Raw genomic sequence first — 19,157 nt, forward strand, 5'->3', positions numbered from 1 at the left:
CTCAGCTTGCCCGACGCATACGGCCAGCGGGCTTGCCACCCTTTTCCGCAAACAGTTCGGCAAGCTGCTCGGTCATCGCGCCGGCAAGTTCGTCGGCATCGACGATCGTCACAGCCTTTCGATAATACCGGGTAACGTCGTGGCCGATGCCGATCGCCAGCAGTTCAACAGGCGAACGGGTCTCGATCTGCTCAATGACGGCCCGCAAGTGCCGTTCGAGATAATTGCCCGGATTGACCGACAGCGTCGAATCGTCGACCGGCGCGCCGTCGGAGATCATCATCAGGATCTTGCGCTGCTCCGGACGATGGATCAGGCGTTGGTGCGCCCACATCAGTGCTTCGCCGTCGATATTCTCCTTGAGCAGCCCCTCGCGCATCATCAGGCCGAGATTACGGCGGGAGCGGCGCCAGGGGGCATCGGCCGACTTGTAGACGATGTGTCGGAGGTCATTCAAACGCCCGGGCGTGGCGGGTTTTCCGCCTGCCAACCATTTTTCGCGCGACTGACCGCCCTTCCAGGCTTTCGTGGTGAAGCCGAGGATCTCCACCTTGACGCCGCAGCGCTCCAGCGTGCGGGCAAGAATGTCCGCGCAGGTTGCTGCGACAGTGATCGGCCGGCCGCGCATCGATCCCGAATTGTCGATGACGAGCGAGACAACCGTATCGCGGAACTGGGTATCGCGCTCCTTCTTGAAGGAGAGCGGCTGCATCGGATCGATGATCAGGCGCACGAGGCGCGCCGGATCGAGGTAACCTTCTTCGAGGTCGAAATCCCAGGAGCGGTTCTGCTGCGCCATCAGACGGCGCTGCAGGCGGTTTGCCAGCCGGCCAACCGCGCCCTGCAGGTGAGCAAGCTGTTTGTCGAGAAAAGCGCGCAGGCGATCGAGTTCGGCCTCGTCACAAAGCTCCTCGGCCGTGACCTCTTCATCGAATTCCTGGGTGAAGATCCTGTAATCGACCTTCTCGTTGAAATCGTCGAAGGGGCTGTTGGGCCGACGTGTTTCGCCGGGAGTTTCCGAGTGTTCGTCGCTGTCTTCCGACATGTCCTCGTCGGACATTTCGGCGCCGTCCATCTCGCCATCGTCGAGTTCCTCGTCGGCGGCCTCACTCTGCTCGGCGGGAGCGGCATCGGAGCCGGCCTCCTCTTCGATCTCCTCGTTCTCGGTCTCGCCGCTGCGAGGCTGGTCTTCCTCGCTGGGATTCTCCATTTCCTCCGGCTCGGTGTCCTCGTCCGCGAACTCCTCCGCCATCTGCATGGAGGTGAGCATGTGACGCACGAGCTTGGCGAAGGCCTGCTGGTCTTCGATGACACCCCTGAGATTGTCGAGATCGCCGGCGGCCTTGTCCTCTATGAACGGCCGCCAAAGATCGAGCACCTTGCCGGCGCTGGCCGGAGGCTTCACGCCGGTCAGCTTTTCGCGTACCAACATGGCGATAGCCTCACCGACGGGCGCGTCTTCCTGACGCTCGATGCCGGAGAAATTCGCCTTTGCATATTTTTCCGTCTGCATGGCACTCAGATTGGCGGCGACACCCGCCATCCTGATGGCGCCGATCGATTCCACCCGCGCCTGCTCGACCGCATCGAACACCACGCGCGCATCGGCACCCTGAGGCGCCATGCTGGCATGGACATTCGTGTCGTGGCAGGCAAGCCGGAGCGCCATGGAGTCGCCAAGGCCGCGGGTCACCGCAAGCTCGTGCGCCGTAGGCCGCTTGGAGATTTCCGGCAGGCGAATGCGCTCGCCGGCAATGCCCGGCCGCTCGTTGGCGAACGAAACCTCGACCTCGCTGTCGCCGGCGATCGAGCGCACACAGCCGGTAATCGCCCGGCGCAGCGGCTCGGTATCAACCGGACCGCCGGGCTTGGCTTTCGAATTGTCTCCGCGACCTGCCATGACGTTTTTCCGCGCTTACGCTCCAAGAACGATGTTGGCGGCGCTTTCCTTCAATTCCACGCCGAAGGCCCGCTGGTACTGTTCGGCAACCAGCGTGCGTTCCAGTTCGTCGCACTTGTTGAGGAAGGTGATGCGGAAGGCAAAGGCGATATCACCGAAGATCTCGGCGTTTTCAGCCCAGGTGATGACGGTACGCGGGCTCATGACGGTCGAGAGATCGCCGTTTATGAAGGCCGAGCGGGTAAGATCGGCAACGCGCACCATCTTGGAGACGGTCTCGCGGCCTTCGGCGGTCGCCCCGAAGCTCTTCACCTTGGCGGCAACGATATCGACTTCCTTCTCGTGCGGCAGATAGTTCAGCGTGGTCACGATCGACCAGCGGTCCATCTGTGCCTGGTTGATCTGCTGCGTACCGTGATAGAGGCCGGTCGTATCGCCGAGGCCGACCGTGTTGGCGGTCGCGAAGATGCGGAATGCCGGGTGAGGCCGGATGACGCGGCTCTGGTCGAGCAGGGTCAGGCGGCCGGAGGATTCCAGCACGCGCTGGATGACGAACATCACGTCCGGACGGCCAGCGTCGTATTCGTCGAAGACAAGCGCGACATTGTGCTGGTAGGCCCAGGGCAGGATGCCGTCCTTGAATTCCGTCACCTGCTTGCCGTCCTTCAGGACAATCGCGTCCTTGCCGACGAGATCGATACGGCTGACATGGCTGTCGAGGTTGATGCGCACGCAGGGCCAGTTGAGGCGGGCGGCGACCTGCTCGATATGGGTCGACTTACCGGTACCGTGAAAGCCGGATACCATGACGCGTCGGTTATGCGCGAAGCCTGCGAGAATGGCGAGGGTGGTATCGCGGTCGAAAAGATAGTCGGGATCGAGGTCCGGAACGTACGGGTCGCCGTTGCTGTAGGCGGGAACCTTCAAATCGGTATCGATGCCGAAAGCTTCCCGAACCGAAACGGTGGTATCGGGAAGATTGGAAATGTCTAGATCAATCTTACTCATCATCTCTCCAAGGCGCGAGCCGCCGCCCGAGCCGTCGTCCTCACTGCCATAATTTTTACGGCTTAGCAGAAACCCGCCTGCTTCAACAACTGATATGCTTGAATAACGGCGCGAAAACGTTCTTCGGAACCGCGGTCTCCGCCGTTTGCATCCGGGTGATGCTTCTTGACCAGGTCCTTGTAGCGGCTCTTGATCTCGCTGCCCGTGGCATTGGCCGCCAGGCCCATTGTATCGAAAGCCTTCGCCTCGAGAGTCTTGAGCTTGCGCCCCTGCGTCTGGAAGCGCGATCCGCCCCCGGCGCGTGCCTGAGATACGAAGCCAAAGGGATCCTTGAACCGCTGTTGCGCGCCCGGAGCTCCCGAGCGCGCCGTAGTGTGCAGCGGCGCATCCTTGGCAGCCTTGTTGACGCCGACGGTCCAGGTGGGCCGATGGCCGGTGATCGCCTCCTTCTGATAGCGCGCGATCTCCGTGTCCGAGAGGCCGGAGAAATAATTGTAGCCCTTGTTGTATTCCTTGACGTGCTCGAAGCAGAACAGGAAAAACTGCCCTTCGGCGTTGCGGCCGACGGGGGCGCGATGGGCACCGGGTTTGTCGCACCCGTCCCATTGGCAAGTCGGTGCCTGGGGAGGCGTGTCCTCCTCCCTTTTCCGGCGCGTCCGGATACGGTCGAAATATTTGGAGTCGAGTTTCATAAGGCCCTCATTATGGGGTGGCGAACAGGGCGCGGCAAGAATTGACAAAGCGCTTTCTTACTGGTTTGTGGGATGCCCCTCTCGCATCGCAACGGAGCCAACCATGTCCGCCCGAGACCGTATCGAAGCCACGCTTGCCGAACATCTCGAACCGGAACGGCTGTATGTCATCGATGAAAGCCAGCAGCACGCCGGTCATCAGCCACATTTCACGGGAGCGGAGGGAACTCACATGCGAGTCCGCATCGTCTCGGGAAAATTTTCAGGATTGAGCCGGATCGATCGGCATCGGATGGTGAATGCGCTTCTGAAGCCTGAACTTGACGCCGGGCTCCACGCCCTCGCGGTGGAGACAGCCGCACCGGGCGAACCGACCCGCTGGTGACGGGTCTTAGATAGGAGCAGGACAGCACGCCAGCAAGGGATGGCTTGCGGAAAGCCCCTATTCCGCCGGCAGAGTGACGTCTTCCGCCGGCCGTATCCTCAATCTCGTAATCCGGTTCTTCTCCCGCTTCATCACGATGAACCGTTTGCCGTAAAACGTGAACGCCTGCCGCTCTTCCGGGATCAGCTTCGATTCGTGGATGACGAGGCCCGCAATCGTCGTCGCTTCCGTGTCGGGGAGGTTCCAGTCGAGCGCGCGATTCAAGTCGCGGATTGGCACCGAACCATCGACCACGATCGAACCATCCGCCTCCTGGCGCACCCCCTGGATCTCGATGTCGTGCTCGTCGGCGATATCGCCGACAATCTCCTCCAGAATATCCTCCAGGGTGACGATCCCCTGCACCTCGCCATATTCATCGACAACCACCGCAAAATGCATCTTGCGACGCAGAAAAGCATTCAGCTGATCCTTAAGACTCGTGCTGTCAGGCACGAACCATGGCTTCTGCGCAATTTTGACGATTTCGATGCTTTCCGGATGCACATTCTGGTCTGCAAGAGCACGCAGCAGATCCTTGGCATGCACGACGCCAATGATGTTCTCCGTCGAGTTCCGCCAGACAGGCATGCGGGTATAAGGACTTTCGAGCACCGTGCGCACCACGACTTCCGGCGGATCGTCGGCATTGATCGCCCGCATCGCAGTGCGGTGCTTCATGACATCCGAGACCTCCAGTTCTTCGAGTTCGAAGAGGCCGCTCAAACGGTCGCGGTCCTGACGGTCGAAATTGCGGTCGCGGTGCATCGCGTCGAGTGCCGCATGCAGATCGTCATGCGTGGAGAGCGTGAGGGTTTCCTGTGAAAGAGAAACGCCGAACGAACGAAGCAGCCCGCGGATCACCGCGTTGACAGCGCGCGAAAGCAGGCCTCCCTTGGATGTCATTTCGGCCGCTTTTCCTCCAGAAATCCAAGCACCTCGGAAGACGGAACGTCATCCGCAACGAACGACTGGCCGATACCGTGCGTGAGGATGAAAGTAAGCTTGCCGCTCTTGACCTTTTTGTCCTGCGTGATCGCCTCCAGAAGCCTCTCGGTAGGCGGCAGCTCGCCGGGAATGTCGTTCATCGAGATCGGCAATCCGACGGCTTTCAGGTGTGCAGCGACGCGCTGGGCATCGTCCGGGCTCGCAAGATTGAGCCGTGCAGAAAACTGGTGCGCCAGAACCATGCCGATTGCCACGCCTTCGCCATGCACCAGTCGGCTACTGTCATAGTTGGTTGCCGCTTCCAACGCATGCCCGAAGGTGTGGCCAAGGTTGAGAAGGGCGCGCCGGCCGTTCTCGCGCTCGTCTTCCACGACCACGTCTGCTTTGGCCTGGCAGCTCGCGGCGATCGCTTCGATCCGCTCTGCGCCGCCGTCAAAAACATGCTTCCAGTTCTTCTCGAGCCAGACGAAGAAGTCGGGCTTGTCGATCAGCCCGTATTTGGCGACTTCCGCATAACCGGCGCGGAACTCCCGCACCGAAAGCGAATCGAGCGCGGCCGTATCGGCAAGGACAAGGTCGGGCTGGTGGAAGACGCCGAGCAGGTTCTTGCCATGCCGGGTATTGATGCCGGTCTTGCCCCCTACAGACGAATCCACCTGCGCCAGAAGCGTGGTCGGGATCTGCACGAAGCGCACGCCCCGCCGCACGATACCGGCGGCAAATCCGGCGAGATCGCCGATCACGCCGCCGCCGAGCGCGATCACCGCATCGTTTCGTTCGATCCGCGCTGCCAGTACCATGTCGGCGACTGTCGCAAGATGCTCAAGGCTCTTGGTCTTCTCCCCCGCCGGCAATGTCAGCGATACCGCCTCGATGCCGTCCGTCTGCAGGCTGTCCATCAGCGCTTCCAGATAAAGCGGCGCAACGTGTTCGTCTGTGATGATCGCAGCTTTGCGTCCCCTAAGCCGCGACGTGATCTCGCCGCCGGCGCGGCCAATCAAGCCTGGGCCGATCAGGATATCGTAGGCCCGCTCGCCAAGCGGTACGTGCACAACACGCTCCAGAGGACGGTCCGGAGATCGGGACGACATATTCATTGCAACTCACCTTCATTGGGACGCTTGCCGATGGCAACAATGGCGGCAAGCACCGCATTGGCCATCACATCCTTACGGACATTCTCCGACCGGACGGTCAGATCCGCCTCTGCATAGATCGGATATCGCTGGTTCATCAAATTCTCGAGCGTCTGCTTCGGGTTCTCGGTCTTGAGCAACGGTCGATGATCGCGTTTGTTCACCCGCTCCCACAAAACATCGAGATCGGCTTTCAGCCAGACCGAGATGCCGCCCGCCTTGATCTGTCGTCTGGTATTTTCGTTGATGAAGGCGCCGCCGCCGGTGGAGATGACGCGTGGCCCATTCCTCAGGAGGCGCTCGATGACCCGCGTTTCCAATGCGCGAAATTCCACCTCCCCGTAGGCTGCGAAGAGCTCGCTGATCGTCATCCGCGAAACCTTCTCGATCTCCGCATCGGTGTCGATGAACGGAATCGACAGGCTCTGCGCCACCAGCCGGCCGATCACCGATTTCCCGGCGCCCATAAGGCCGACGAAGATCAGATTGCGCGAACCGAGCACGGCACGCGCCTGTTCGCTGAGTGTCGGGCCGGCGGAGGTAGCAGCTTCAGTCATCATCGTAGTCCGTTTGAAAAACGGTATCGACAAATGCTTGGGCAGCGTCAAGCCATTGCCCCCAAAGACGATGGAGGATTGTTTGTTCTTGTGGTTCGGTAAACCTTTATCGATATATTGCGTCGCAACGTCACGGAGTTTTCGATGCCCACCCTTTTCCGCTTCCTGTTCGTGCTGGCTGTGATTGCGGGCATCGTCTATGGAAGCATGGTGGCGCTTGTGACCCTGGTGGATCCGCGCGAGCGTGATGTCACCGTGCGCATCCCTTCGGAGCGGCTGAATCCGGCTCCCCCGCAGAAATAGCGAAAGACAGCGATGGTCGATCTCTCCGCCGCCCACATCGAAGCCTTTCTCGAAATGATGAGCGCCGAGAGGGGGGCTGCCGGCAACACGCTGGCTTCGTATGAACGCGACCTCGAAGACCTCCATTCCTTCCTGGCGGTGATCGGGACTTCTCCGCTGACTGCGGCAAGCAATAACCTCGCAGCCTATCTCACCCACCTCAGCAAACAGGGTTTTGCTGCATCCTCCCAGGCAAGACGGCTCTCCGCCATGCGGCAATTCTACAAGTTCCTTTATGCGGAGGGCTTGCGGGGCGATGATCCGACGGCAATCCTCGACGCGCCCAAAAAAGGCCGGACGTTGCCGAAAACGATGGGCGAGGGCGAGGTAACACGGCTGCTCGAATTTGCGGCCAAGGAGGCAGCCGACCCTGCACCGGATCAGCTTTCCCGCGTCAGAATGCTGGCGCTGCTCGAACTTCTCTATGCCACCGGCATGCGCGTCAGTGAACTGGTATCGCTGCCGGCAAAAGTCCTGGATCAGGAAGGCCGGTTCCTCATCATCAAGGGAAAAGGCAACAAGGAGCGTCTGGTCCCGCTCTCCCGCGCCGCCATCGCCGCCCTCAAGACCTATAGCGGTTTCCGCCAGGCCTCCCTCGCAAAGACCGGCAGCAGCCCCTGGCTTTTCCCTTCCGCCGGCAAGGAAGGCTATCTTCCGCGACAGGTTTTCGCCCGCGATCTCAAGGCGCTCGCCGCGCGGGCGGGACTTAGAGCCGCCGCAATCTCCCCGCATGTGATGCGCCATGCCTTTGCCAGCCATCTTTTGCAGAACGGAGCGGACCTTCGCGTGGTACAGGAGTTGCTTGGACATTCAGACATTTCCACCACGCAAATCTATACGCATGTATTGGAAGAACGGCTGCGCGAACTGGTCGAAACGCATCACCCTCTTGCAAAACAGGCCAAAAACCGGGATTAGAGGCGCCAAACCGAAATTGGGGACCCTCTTGTTCCCGAGATAAACAACCGGAAACCGGATCTCATGCAGACCTATCTCGATTTCGAAAAGCCAATCTCTGACCTCGAAGGAAAAATCCACGAGCTCAAAAAGCTTGCCTCGGAAGACGAGAGCATCGATACGTCCGAAGAGATCGGCAGGCTCGAAAGCCGGGTCAGGGAAGCGACCAGGGAAATCTACGCCAAGCTTGGCGCCTGGGAAAAAACACAGGTCGCGCGCCATCCGCAGCGCCCTCACTTCGTCGACTACGCCGCAAAGCTGTTTACCGATTTCACGCCGCTTGCGGGCGATCGCAATTTCGGCGAGGACGCCGCCATCCAGTCCGGCCTTGCCCGATTCAACGGCATGCCGGTCGCCGTCATCGGCCAGGAAAAAGGCCATGACACCAAGACGCGCCTCAAGCACAATTTCGGCAGCCCTCGCCCGGAAGGTTATCGCAAGGCGATCCGCGTCATGGAAATGGCCGACCGCTTCGGCCTGCCCGTGATCACGCTGGTGGATACTGCCGGCGCTTATCCCGGGGTCGGCGCCGAAGAGCGCGGCCAGGCGGAAGCAATCGCCCGCTCCACCGAGATGTGCCTTGCCGTCAAGGTTCCGATGATTTCCATTGTTATCGGCGAGGGCGGCTCCGGCGGAGCGATCGCCATCGCCACCGGCAACCGCGTCTACATGCTCGAACATTCGATCTATTCGGTCATTTCTCCTGAAGGTGCCGCCTCTATTCTCTGGCGCGATTCGACCCGTGCCCGCGAGGCTGCGACGAACATGAAGATAACCGCCGAAGACTTGAAGGCTCTCGGCATCATCGACGAGATCATCCCAGAACCCGTCGGCGGCGCGCATCGCGAGCCCGACACGGTGATTGCAGCAACCGGCACGGTGATCGCTTCGGCGCTTCAGGACATGAGCAGGCTTTCGGGCGAGGAATTGAGAGCCGCACGCCGGCAAAAGTTCCTCGATATCGGCCGCAACCTCTGATCTGTCGACGTTTCTCGCCGAAACAGCCAAATTTAGCCATATTGCTGATAACAGTGAAACTGGGACGGTTTCTCTAGACAGGCGGATCGAAGCGGTTAAGAAGATGTAAAGCTTACCGCTTTATTGATTGTAGCCAGTACCGAACCCGGTAAACGTTCCAAGTTCATGTGGTCCGTCTCGATGCGCCTGAAACACATCGCTCTCGCCTTTCTCGTCGCGACCGCCCTAACGGGCTGCAATGACACGCTCGATTCCGCAAGTATTGACCTCAAGAGCGTCAAGAACAAGGTCGAACAGCCTCTGCCTTCCCGCATCGTTGCGGAAATGCAGAAGAAGAACATGCCGCGCAATTCGCCGATCATGATCCGCATCTTCAAGGAAGAAGGGGTGCTGGAGGTCTGGAAGGCGAAGGCCGACAATCGCTTCGACGTGATCGCCAGCTATCAGATATGCGCCTGGTCCGGGAAGCTGGGTCCGAAAGTCAAGGAAGGCGACCGTCAGGCGCCTGAAGGTTTCTACAACCTGACGCCGGCGCACCTGAACCCGAACTCGAAATATTATCTCGCCATCAATACCGGATTTCCCAACCGCTATGACCAGGCAAACGGCCGCAGCGGATCGAACCTGATGATCCATGGCGCCTGTTCGTCGTCCGGCTGCTATTCCATGACCGACGAGCAGGTTCTGGAAATCTACGCATTTGCCCGCGATGCGTTCAAGGGCGGCCAGACCACGGTGCAGCTTCAGGCCTTCCCCTTCCGGATGACGGCGGAAAACATGGCACGTCACCGCGACAATCCGAATTACGATTTCTGGAAGATGGTGAAGGCAGGCTACGACCATTTCGAAGTCACCAAACGCCCGCCGGAAGTGGCCGTCTGCGAGAAAAAATATGTGTTCAACCAGCAGCTTGACGGTGACGGCAAGTTCGGCCCGGCTGCCGCGGCCTGCCCGCCGATGTCCACACCGCCGGCGCTTGCAAGCGCTCTGACATCCTACGGCAAGACCTACGAGGTCGCCTACCAGAAAGCCATCGACAAGTTCGAGGGCAAGGTCTGGTATGAGCCGACGGAAGCCGAACGCAAGGCAGTGGTTGCCGCCAAGCGCAAGGGCCGCGAGCTTGCTTATGCGCCGACCGGCACGTCGCTTGAGGCCGGCAAGCTGATGAGCGAAGCAGAATTCAAGGAAATGATGGAAAAGCGGATGGCAGCGGCCCAGCCGAAGCCTGCCAATACCGTGCTTGCGTCCGCCGCTCCTTCGCCGCGCGCTGCGACTGCCGCCGAGCGCATGAAGCAGGATCGCGTACCGGGCGACAACGCACCGGCCTCCACTGCGACCGTCGCTTCTGCTCAGGGCACCACAACCACGGTTCCGATTCCCGCACAGAACCCGCTTGCCTATGCGGCTCCCCCGATCACCGAGGAGAAGAAGAAGCCGTTCTGGAAGTTCTGGAGCAAGGAGTGAGCGTGGCGACCGAAGGCCTCTATGATCTGAGAGGCCTGAAGTGTCCACTGCCCGTGCTGAAGACCCGGCGCCGGCTCAAGGAAATGCACAGCGGCACCGAACTCCTGATCGAGACCACCGACCCGCTTGCCGGGATCGACATCCCGCATTTCTGCAGCCAGGAAGGCCACCAGATCATCCGTTCGGAAAAGACCGAAACCGGTCATCGCTTTCTGATCCGCAAGGGTTGACGCCCTATATGCGCATACCAGGCACGGCGAGCGGGTTGTCTTCCAGCGCCGCACGGTCGGGGCGGTCGATGCGCGGCTGACCGGTGAAGGCGGCGAAGAGATCCGAAACGAACGTTTCCGGCAACCCTTGCGTAATCAGCACCATCCGGGTGCGTCGGTCGGATCCCGCAGGCCATTTCGCCAGACGCTGCGGCGGATGGAAAACGCTCTGCACGCCGTGCAGCACGAGCGGCCGGTCCGGATTGTCGGACAGCGCCACGACGGCTTTCATCCTGAGAAGCTTTTCGCCATGCGCCGAACGCAAAAGATCGGTGAACATCTCGATCGCCATCGGATCGATCGGCTTGTCGTGAATGATTGAGAACGAGCGGATGTCGTCGCCGTGACGGTTTACATCGTGATGATGGTGGTGACCGTGCCCATGATGATGATCGTGTTCATGGTGACCGTGATCATGGTGGTCATGGCCGTGATCGTCGTTCGCCAATTCGTCGCGCAGCCAGCGGTCCACGTCGGCGATCTTGGTGGCCGGATCATAGAGGCCGTTCTCGAGAATGGCCGCCACGCCGGCTCCCTCGCTGTTGCCATCCATCATCGGCGCGCGCGGATTGAGGGCCGCCAGCCGCGCCTTGAGAGCACCGATCTCAGCCGCATCGGCCATGGAAAGCTTTGAAATGACCAACCGGTCTGCCACGGCGGCCTGTTTCACCGCCTCCGGGTGACGGTCGAGCGTCGAAAGCCCATTCACCGCGTCGACTACCGTGATGACGCCGTCGAGCTCGAAGTTCTGCGCAATGACCGGGTTGCCCATAACCGACTGCATGACCGGCGCCGGATCGGCAAGACCGGTCGTCTCGATCACCACCCGGCGGATCAGCTTCAGGCGGCCCGTCTGGATGCCGTCCATCATATAGGCAAGCGTATCGACGAGTTCTCCGCGGACCGTGCAGCAGAGGCAGCCGTTGGAAAGTTCCACCAGCGCATCGCCAGACGCTTCGACGAGAAAGTTGTCTATGCCGACCTCGCCGAATTCATTGATGATGACGGCCGTGCCGCTGGTGCCCGGGTCCTTCAGGATACGGTTGAGAAGCGTCGACTTTCCGGCACCGAGAAAACCGGTGAGGATGGAAACCGGAATTCGGTTGCGGGCAGAAGACATGATCTATTCCAATGCTCAGAAAGTCGGGCGTGGCTGCGGGATCGGCACATTCGCGATCTCGTTTGCGCCCACGGTCGAGGCGACCTGCTCGCTTCCGGGAATAAGCCCCGCGAAGCTGTAGACCGGCGGCCGGGTCATCTCGTGGATATAAGGCGAATGCAGCACCGTTCGACCGGCGTCGTCGCGGTTCTCGCTCCGCACCTTGGCTGCTTTCGGGTTGCAGATCTCGGCGCTGACATCGGTGACTGCCGCCGTATTGCCGTAAGGTGCAAGCGACGACAGCGGCACGCCTTCGGCAGACGAGGCCATGAGCCCCTGCTGCAGGAGGTTGGCCGAATCGTCCGCACGTCCCGCAAGGCTGTCAGCCCCCAGAACGACGGAGATCACCGTACGCCCGTCGCGCGTCGCAGAGGAAACCTGGTTGAAGCCCGAGGCGCAGATGAAGCCGGTCTTCATGCCGTCGGCACCGTCGAACCGCCCGATCAGGGTATTGTAGTTCGGATAGTCCTTCTTGCCGGTGCTGATCCCCTCCAGGGAGAAGTAACCCTGATATTCGGGGAATTCGCGCTTGAGCTGCAACGCCAGCACCGCAAGATCGCGGGCGGTGGTGTATTGCCCTTTGCCCGGCAAGCCGTGAGGATTGATGAACCGTGTCGAGTTCATGCCGAGGCGCGCCGCTTCGCTGTTCATCAGAGCGACGAACTGATCGACTGAACCGCCGACCGTTTCGGCAACAGCGACGGCGATATCATTTGCCGATTTCACGAGCAGGATCTTCAGCGCGCTATCCATGGTCAGCTTGGAGCCGGGCTTGAAATACATCTTGCTCGCCGGCTGATCCGTCGCCTTCTTGCTCATGATAACCGGCGTATCCAGCGCAAGCTTCCCGCTCTTCAGCGCCTTGAAGGTGACATAGGCCGTCATCAGCTTGGTCAGCGATGCCGGATACCATTTGCGGAAGGCGTCCTCGTGGGCGATCACACGGCCGGTCCTGACATCGACCACCATCTTCGGATTGGCCGCGGCACTTCCGGCGGACGCAAGAAGGCCGAAGGCCACCACAGTTGAGATCATCCGGGCGGAAGCCCCGGAGCGGATGCAAGAAATCGGCAAGATCATCCCTCGTTCGAACAGCTTAACGAGTGTGGCGCATATGCGGCCTATGTGGCCAAGCAATGGCAAAGAAGATTGATTGCGTCAATCACGATGGGCACTATCTTCGGGGGAGGACGATTCATATCCGCGTGAGTAACTAGAACAGGGAACATTATGCCAATTTTGAACCGGGCCGCCGAACTTCAGGGCGAAGTCAGCGAGTGGCGGCGATATCTTCACGAAAATCCTGAAATCCTTTACGAAGTCGAAAATACGGCTTCCTTTGTCGCCGCGAAGCTGAAGCAATTCGGCGTTGACGAGATCGTCACGGGAATAGGCCGCACCGGTGTCGTCGGCATCATCCGCGGCAAGGGCCCCGGAGGTCGCACAATCGGGCTGCGCGCCGACATGGATGCGCTTCCCCTTAAGGAATTGACCGACAGGCCGTGGGCTTCGAAGACTGCTGGCAGGATGCATGCCTGCGGCCACGACGGGCACACTTCCATGCTGCTCGGTGCGGCGAAATATCTCGCCGAAACCCGAAACTTCAACGGCACCGTCGCCCTGATCTTCCAGCCAGCCGAAGAAGGCGGTGCCGGCGCGCTGGCGATGATCGAGGACGGCATGATGGAGCGCTTCGGCATCGAGGAAGTCTATGGCATGCACAACATGCCCGGAATCCCGCTCGGCCAGTTCGCCATCCGCAAAGGCGGCATCATGGCAGCACCCGACCGCTTTACCATCACCATCAACGGCCGCGGCGGCCATGCCGCCCAGCCGCACCGGACCGTCGACCCGATCTTCATCGGTTCGCAACTCGTCGGCAGTCTGCAGGCGATTGCCGCACGCAATGCCGATCCAGTCCGTTCGGTCGTCATTTCGGTAACCCGTTTCGATGCCGGCACGACCCATAACATCATTCCCGACCAAGCGACGCTCTGGGGTACGGTGCGAACGCTCAGCGAAGAGACGCGCGATCTCGCCGAGACGAGGATCCGACAGATCGTCGACGGCATCGTCAGTGCCCATGGCGCGGAAGCGGCCATCGAATACGAACGCAGGTGCCCAGTGACCGTCAACCACGACCAGGAAACCGAACATGCGATCCGGGTTGCGACCGATGTGGTGGGTGCTTCCAACATAGACGCGAATGTCGACCCCAGCATGGCCGGCGAAGACTTTGCGTTCATGCTGAAGCGCCGGCCCGGCGCCTTTATCTTCATCGGCAACGGCGATACGGCTGCCCTTCATAACCCGCATTACGACTTCGACGACGAAGCGATCCCCTTCGGCATCTCCTACTGGGTTCGGCTGGTCGAACAGCGGCTTACGGAATGAGTGAGACAAAAGGCTTGGCTTAACGCCTCACCTTTTGTATGGAGTTCCCCAAGTGGTCCCATAGCTCAGCAGGATAGAGCGCAGGATTCCTAATCCTGAGGCCGATGGTTCGAATCCATCTGGGATCACCATTTCAACACGGTCCATGCGATCTCCCCGTTCCCGGCCTTCCGCTCATCGGTCCCCGCCTCGGGCGCAAGGATTTATTAACCTTTTCCGCCCCTATAGATTAGTCTTGATCGAATGCGGCGTTTGAGGCAAATCTTTCACGCCGAAATGATTTGTGAACATACGATGGCGGGGACGCTCATGGCGGCGATTGAATACTCCCTTTTTCGAAGGGCGGTTTTCCTAATCGGAATCGTTTTTCTGGCAGGTTGTACCTCGTCCCAGACCACGTCCGCGATCAAGAGCGAGACCGTCAAGACTTCCGCTCCCATTGGCAATATCCCGAAGAAGAAGCTCTACAATTACACGGCATCGGACCGTGAATGCCTGAAACGCGCCATGTATTTCGAATCGAAACGGTCGAGCCGAGACGGGCTGATGGCGGTCGGTACCGTGGTGATGAACCGCCTGACGTCGGGAGCTTATCCGGACACCATCTGCGGCGTTGTCGGTCAGGAAAGGCAGTTTGCACCCGGCGTGATGACGCGCCCACTCAAGGAACAGGCGGCGGTCGAGCTGGATGAGGCCGCTGACGCCATCCTTCGCGGCGAGCGCAATCCTCAGGTGAAGGAGGCGATGTTCTTTCATCGCGAGGGACTGAGATTTCCCTATGACAACATGCACTACGTCACCGTCGCCGGCGGGAATGCCTTCTACGAGAAACGCGGCGACGACGGCGAGTTGCAGACCCCCGCACCCAAGCCGGCGGATGAATATATCCTGAGCTTCGCGCCTCATCTTTCCACATCGCCGGCACTGATGGCCGTCAATGATGTCCAGCAGGCAAGCCTCGTGGCAGAAGCAGACGATCTGACGCTGCCGCTGCAAGCCCCCGTTCCGCTTCAACGGCCGCAGCTCGCCAGCGTTTCGAGCACCCAGATGGTTATGGCGCCACCCGAAGTATGGTCCCTTCCCGCGACAAGGAAGTGATTCGCAGCTTTTCACGTGGCCGGTCAGAATACCGCAGCGGGGCCTTGCGAAATCCGCTTCGGTCGCGCCAGCCGCACCGTACCGCGACCGATCATGCCGAATAGAATTGCAGCCACCCAGCCGCAGAACAATCCCCCGCCCGCCCAGATCAAGCCTGCCATATCTACCGGTACCGCCGGAACGAAGTCGCGCCAGGCGTTGGCGAAAGTGGTGGAATCCGGCCGTTGCAGCACCACGAACGGCCTCCTCAGCGGCGGCGCAAGCATAAGCTCGTGCTGCTGCTCTGCCAGCACCTCATAACGCGCAAAAGTGCGCCGCATCGCCTCGCCCTGACGCCGGAGAAATGTCTCCGGCGAAGCGGAATAGATATTGAGCGCGGCCTGCCGATCCAGACCGGCATGATTGGCCTGGGCGTCGAACTCGGAAATCAGGATCTTCAGTTCGTCCAGCGCCCCTCCGATCCTTTGCCGGTATTGCTGCGCGAATTCAGGGGCCTGCGAAAAGAAGATGCCGCCGAGGAGCGCCATCGCCATCGTTAACATTCTTCCCAGCATGAACATGACGGACCTCAAACCTCGCTTTCGTCTCAACGAGGCACAGGTTGAAAGGTTGCTCTCCTGCCTGTGGACATCCTCCGTAGCTGGCCGGCGCCGGATTGCATGAAAGGTTAACCGACCATAAAAATCCTGCTGCCGCATGTGGGGTAGCGGCAGATTACTCAAGGGGGCTGTCAATCAATGAAACTGAGTTTTTCCCGCGCGGCTGCGCTGGGTGTGCTGGCCGTTGTCATCGCCGGTTGCACGACGACCGAAGAAGCCAATAAGGCGATCCAGTCAAAATGGATCGGCCAGCCGGTCGATTCCTTCTTTACCTATTACGGCCCGCCGGTCTCTTCCTTTCCTTTGAATGACGGTGGTACGATCTATACCTGGGTCGGCGGTCAGACGACGCGTTATGTCCCAGCTCAATACCAGACACCGCAACCGGCCAACCAGGACGCCAACCGGGTCACCCGCACGACGACCGAGACGCACAAGAAGGCTGACGGAAGCACCGTCACGACCACCAAAAGCTCGTCTTTCGGCATTTCGGGTCAGCCGGTAGCGCCGCAGTTGGTTTCCCCGGCCCGCACGGAAGAACTCTTCTGCGAACTTCAGATCACCACCGGGCCGGACAAATCGATCCGCATGCTGCGCGCGACGAATGATACGGATGGCGAAGGCTTCAGCCTCTCGCGCTGCGCCGAGGTCATGGGCGTCAAGAAGTAGGCCACATCAGCGCGGCCGGACGTGTTCCATCCGGAAGCCGAGCCCGATCAGACGGCCGGCGAGATGGGCAAGTGCGGGCCAACGCGCGATGCTGCGGATGAAGGCGGGCGGGCCTTGGCGTTTCTGCTCGTCCGCCTGATCGCTGCGCCGGCTGCTGCGCATCATCAGTTGCAGTTTTTGCGTCGCCCTGGTGGGGAAGCTGCGGCGCTTCTCGACCGCCGCCAGATCTCCATCGGATAGACGGCTGTTGCGAAGGGGCTCGGATAGGATATTGGCGGCAGCGACCGCGTCCTGAATGGCCAGGTTGACGCCGACGCCGCCGATCGGCGACATGGCGTGGGCTGCATCGCCGATGCAGAGAAGGCCGGGACGCCACCACTGCTTCAGCCGATCGATCCGCACCGTCAGCAGGCTTGTGTCGTCGAAACTGCCGATTTCCTGCATGCGATCGGCCGGCAGCGGCGACACGTCGATCACCATCTGGCGGAAGGCCTCGAGACCTCTCTCGCGGATTTCCGCAAAAGCTCCGCGGCGGATGACATATCCGCACTGCCAATAATCGCCACGGTCGATCAGCACAAAACCCTGGCGCGGGCCGGCATGCCCCATTACCTGGTTCGGATCACCCGGCTGCTTGGAGAGTTTCATCCAGACGACTTCGCTCGGTATACCGAAACTCTCGACGGCAAGCCCGGCCTTTTCCCGCACCACGGAATTGCGGCCGTCCGCGCCGACGACCAGATGCGAATGAATATTGAACTTTCCTTCCGGCGTCTCGACTTCCAGGCCGACGACTTTGCCCCGCTCTTCCAGAATACCCGCCACCTTCGCCTGCATGATCAGTCGGAAGTTCGGGAAGTGCTGCGCCTGGGCAGCCATGAAATTCAGGAAATCCCATTGCGGCATGAAGGCGATGAAGCGGTTCCTGACCGGCAGGCGGGAGAAATCGGCAATGATGACCGTGCGGCCGCCCATTTCCGCGGAAAGTTTCGGCGCCCGCGTATGCGGCAGCTTCAGAAACTCTTCGATAATACCGAGCTCGTGCATGACCTCCAGCGTCGAGGGATGAATGGTGTCGCCCCGGAAGTCGCGAAGGAAATCGCCGTGCTTTTCGACGACCGCGACATCCACGCCCGCTCGTGCCAGCAAGAAACCCAGCATCAGCCCCGCCGGCCCTGCCCCTGCAATGACGCATGTCGTCTGGATGTCTCGCATCTGATTCATCGCCCTGTTTCACCCGAAAGTATGGAAAGCATCAAGCTGCACGTGGTCGCGGCCGGGCCTGAAATCAAGCCTGCTCTTGTGAGCCGCGACTTTCGCTTGTAGACCAGCGGCAGTTTAGTAAAACAGGAAAGATCATGGCCGAAACCGGCAAACGTCGCATCAGCATCCTCGGCTCGACAGGTTCGATCGGCGTCAACACGCTCGACGTGGTAGATCAGCTTGGCGGGCTCGACGCTTTTGAGGTCGTGGCAATCACCGGCAACGCCAATATCCCGCTTCTGGCCGCGCAGGCAAAAAGCTGCGGCGCCAAGTTTGCCGTGACCGCCGACGAAACGCATTATGCCGCATTGAAAGATGCGCTCTCCGGCACCGGCATCGAGATTGCGGCCGGCCGTGAGGCGTTGATCGAGGCAGGCGCGCGTCAATCCGACTGGGTCATGGCCGCGATCGTCGGCACCGCCGGCCTTGCTCCGACGCTGGCAGCTGCAAAACGGGGAGCCGATATCGCTCTCGCCAACAAGGAATGCCTCGTCTCGGCCGGCGAACTCTTCGTCGGAGCGGTTGCCGAAGGTGGCGGCCGGCTGATCCCGGTGGACAGCGAGCACAGTGCCATTTTTCAATCGCTGGAGGATGACCAGCATCACGCTGTCGAGCGCATCGTGCTGACGGCGTCCGGTGGCCCGTTCCGCACCTGGACGCGCGAACAGATGGCCGGCGTGACGGCCGAAGTTGCCCGTGCGCATCCCAATTGGTCGATGGGCCTGAAAATCTCGATCGGCAGCGCCTCGATGTTCAACAAGGCGCTCGAAATGATCGAGGCGAAACATCTGTTTAACCTTCGCCCCGACCAGATCGAAGTGATCGTTCATCCGCAGTCGGTGATCCATTCGATGGTGGGCTACACCGACGGATCCGTGCTGGCGCAGCTCGGCTGCCCCGACATGCGCACTGCCATCGGCTATGCGCTTACCTATCCAGATCGACCGAAACTCGATGTCGAGCGGCTGGATTTCGCTAAGCTGGCGAGGCTGGATTTCGAGGCTCCCGATGAGGTGAGGTTCCCGGCCTTGAGGCTCGCGCGGACGGCGTTGCAGCGTGGCGGGGTCCAGGGAGCGGTGCTGAACGCGGCGGAGGAAATCGCCTTCCATGCCTTCTGCGCAGGACGTATCGGCTTCCTGAGCATGGCGGATGTGGCCGAAAAGGTGATGGAGGTAATGCAGGGCCACGGAGCGGCACGCAGCATGGACGAGGTCTTCGCAGCCGATGACGAGGCAAGGCGCCGCGCTAGCGAAATCATCGCCGGAATGGAAATGGCCGCATAAGCGGCCATTCGTTTATC

At 60.5% G+C, this 19,157-nt stretch carries 19 protein-coding genes, 1 tRNA gene and 1 pseudogene; 11 read left to right on the forward strand and 10 right to left on the reverse strand.

Going from position 1 to position 19,157, the window contains the following annotated elements; all coding sequences use genetic code 11:
* Position 1: 1 nt before the first annotated feature.
* From cobT to EDE05_RS12400, 3 genes are all read right to left on the reverse strand, one after another.
* The gene (gene cobT, locus EDE05_RS12390) at positions 2-1,900 is read right to left on the reverse strand and encodes a cobaltochelatase subunit CobT (RefSeq protein WP_105372698.1); all 1,899 of its coding nucleotides are present in this window, start codon (positions 1,898-1,900) and stop codon (positions 2-4) included.
* A 15-nt stretch (positions 1,901-1,915) separates the two neighbouring features.
* Positions 1,916-2,908 (reverse strand): cobaltochelatase subunit CobS, encoded by a 993-nt coding sequence (cobS, locus tag EDE05_RS12395; protein WP_105372699.1) that lies wholly within the window; start codon positions 2,906-2,908, stop codon positions 1,916-1,918.
* A gap of 62 nt (positions 2,909-2,970) precedes the next feature.
* A complete protein-coding gene (locus EDE05_RS12400; protein WP_105372700.1) occupies positions 2,971-3,600 on the reverse strand; it encodes a J domain-containing protein in 630 nt (209 codons plus the stop codon).
* Positions 3,601-3,703: 103 nt separating this feature from the next.
* Between EDE05_RS12400 and EDE05_RS12405 the strand changes: the two genes are divergently transcribed.
* Positions 3,704-3,985, forward strand: coding sequence for a BolA family transcriptional regulator (locus EDE05_RS12405; protein ID WP_105372701.1), 282 nt, complete (start codon positions 3,704-3,706; stop codon positions 3,983-3,985).
* A 57-nt stretch (positions 3,986-4,042) separates the two neighbouring features.
* Here EDE05_RS12405 and EDE05_RS12410 read toward each other — a convergent pair.
* The 3 genes and pseudogenes from EDE05_RS12410 to EDE05_RS12420 form a co-directional block, all read right to left on the reverse strand.
* Positions 4,043-4,915: pseudogene (locus tag EDE05_RS12410) on the reverse strand (transporter associated domain-containing protein); the annotation flags it as partial.
* A gap of 11 nt (positions 4,916-4,926) precedes the next feature.
* Complete coding sequence (gene aroB, locus EDE05_RS12415; RefSeq protein ID WP_205839342.1) at positions 4,927-6,069, reverse strand: 3-dehydroquinate synthase; 1,143 nt, start codon at positions 6,067-6,069, stop codon at positions 4,927-4,929.
* Positions 6,066-6,665, reverse strand: a complete 600-nt coding sequence (locus EDE05_RS12420) for a shikimate kinase (protein WP_105372777.1) — start codon at positions 6,663-6,665, stop codon at positions 6,066-6,068. The genes aroB and EDE05_RS12420 overlap by 4 nt, the downstream gene beginning before the upstream one ends.
* Positions 6,666-6,809: 144 nt before the next feature.
* On the opposite strand from EDE05_RS12420, the gene EDE05_RS12425 reads away from it, so the two are divergent.
* From EDE05_RS12425 to EDE05_RS12445, 5 genes are all read left to right on the forward strand, one after another.
* The gene (locus EDE05_RS12425) at positions 6,810-6,968 is read left to right on the forward strand and encodes a hypothetical protein (protein ID WP_105372703.1); all 159 of its coding nucleotides are present in this window, start codon (positions 6,810-6,812) and stop codon (positions 6,966-6,968) included.
* 12 nt (positions 6,969-6,980) lie between these two features.
* A complete protein-coding gene (gene xerD, locus EDE05_RS12430) occupies positions 6,981-7,925 on the forward strand; it encodes a site-specific tyrosine recombinase XerD (protein ID WP_105372704.1) in 945 nt (314 codons plus the stop codon).
* A gap of 63 nt (positions 7,926-7,988) precedes the next feature.
* Positions 7,989-8,942 (forward strand): acetyl-CoA carboxylase carboxyltransferase subunit alpha, encoded by a 954-nt coding sequence (locus EDE05_RS12435; RefSeq protein WP_132410900.1) that lies wholly within the window; start codon positions 7,989-7,991, stop codon positions 8,940-8,942.
* A 180-nt stretch (positions 8,943-9,122) separates the two neighbouring features.
* Positions 9,123-10,406: a murein L,D-transpeptidase family protein gene (locus EDE05_RS12440; RefSeq protein ID WP_132410898.1), complete on the forward strand. Its 1,284-nt coding sequence runs from the start codon at positions 9,123-9,125 to the stop codon at positions 10,404-10,406.
* Positions 10,403-10,636 (forward strand): sulfurtransferase TusA family protein, encoded by a 234-nt coding sequence (locus EDE05_RS12445; protein WP_132410896.1) that lies wholly within the window; start codon positions 10,403-10,405, stop codon positions 10,634-10,636. Before EDE05_RS12440 ends, EDE05_RS12445 begins: the two co-directional genes overlap by 4 nt.
* A 4-nt stretch (positions 10,637-10,640) precedes the next feature.
* Here the strand turns inward: EDE05_RS12445 and EDE05_RS12450 are convergent, their stop codons facing one another.
* Positions 10,641-11,795 carry a GTP-binding protein gene (locus tag EDE05_RS12450; RefSeq protein ID WP_132410894.1) on the reverse strand — a complete coding sequence of 385 codons (1,155 nt, stop codon included), beginning with the start codon at positions 11,793-11,795 and terminating at the stop codon, positions 10,641-10,643.
* A 15-nt stretch (positions 11,796-11,810) separates the two neighbouring features.
* Entirely contained in the window at positions 11,811-12,914 is a 1,104-nt protein-coding gene (locus EDE05_RS12455) for a D-alanyl-D-alanine carboxypeptidase family protein (RefSeq protein WP_165924172.1), read from the reverse strand.
* A 150-nt stretch (positions 12,915-13,064) separates the two neighbouring features.
* Here EDE05_RS12455 and EDE05_RS12460 point away from each other — a divergent pair, with 150 nt between their 5' ends.
* From EDE05_RS12460 to EDE05_RS12470, 3 genes are all read left to right on the forward strand, one after another.
* Complete coding sequence (locus EDE05_RS12460; RefSeq protein ID WP_132410892.1) at positions 13,065-14,228, forward strand: M20 aminoacylase family protein; 1,164 nt, start codon at positions 13,065-13,067, stop codon at positions 14,226-14,228.
* A gap of 54 nt (positions 14,229-14,282) precedes the next feature.
* Positions 14,283-14,359: transfer RNA gene (locus tag EDE05_RS12465), tRNA-Arg, on the forward strand.
* 178 nt (positions 14,360-14,537) lie between these two features.
* Complete coding sequence (locus EDE05_RS12470) at positions 14,538-15,326, forward strand: cell wall hydrolase (RefSeq protein WP_132410890.1); 789 nt, start codon at positions 14,538-14,540, stop codon at positions 15,324-15,326.
* Positions 15,327-15,349: 23 nt separating this feature from the next.
* On the opposite strand, the gene EDE05_RS12475 is transcribed toward EDE05_RS12470, so the two are convergent.
* Complete coding sequence (locus tag EDE05_RS12475) at positions 15,350-15,886, reverse strand: DUF2937 family protein (protein ID WP_132410888.1); 537 nt, start codon at positions 15,884-15,886, stop codon at positions 15,350-15,352.
* Between the two features lie 177 nt (positions 15,887-16,063).
* On the opposite strand from EDE05_RS12475, the gene EDE05_RS12480 reads away from it, so the two are divergent.
* On the forward strand, positions 16,064-16,594 hold the full coding sequence (locus EDE05_RS12480; protein ID WP_105372710.1) for a hypothetical protein: 531 nt from the start codon (positions 16,064-16,066) through the stop codon (positions 16,592-16,594).
* A 6-nt stretch (positions 16,595-16,600) separates the two neighbouring features.
* On the opposite strand, the gene EDE05_RS12485 is transcribed toward EDE05_RS12480, so the two are convergent.
* The gene (locus EDE05_RS12485) at positions 16,601-17,818 is read right to left on the reverse strand and encodes an FAD-dependent oxidoreductase (protein WP_132410884.1); all 1,218 of its coding nucleotides are present in this window, start codon (positions 17,816-17,818) and stop codon (positions 16,601-16,603) included.
* A gap of 134 nt (positions 17,819-17,952) precedes the next feature.
* Between EDE05_RS12485 and dxr the strand changes: the two genes are divergently transcribed.
* Positions 17,953-19,140 (forward strand): 1-deoxy-D-xylulose-5-phosphate reductoisomerase, encoded by a 1,188-nt coding sequence (gene dxr / locus EDE05_RS12490; protein WP_132410882.1) that lies wholly within the window; start codon positions 17,953-17,955, stop codon positions 19,138-19,140.
* Positions 19,141-19,157 lie beyond the last annotated feature (17 nt).

Origin of the sequence: Neorhizobium sp. R1-B, assembly GCF_004368875.1 — a bacterium.
Lineage (GTDB): Bacteria > Pseudomonadota > Alphaproteobacteria > Rhizobiales > Rhizobiaceae > Neorhizobium > Neorhizobium huautlense.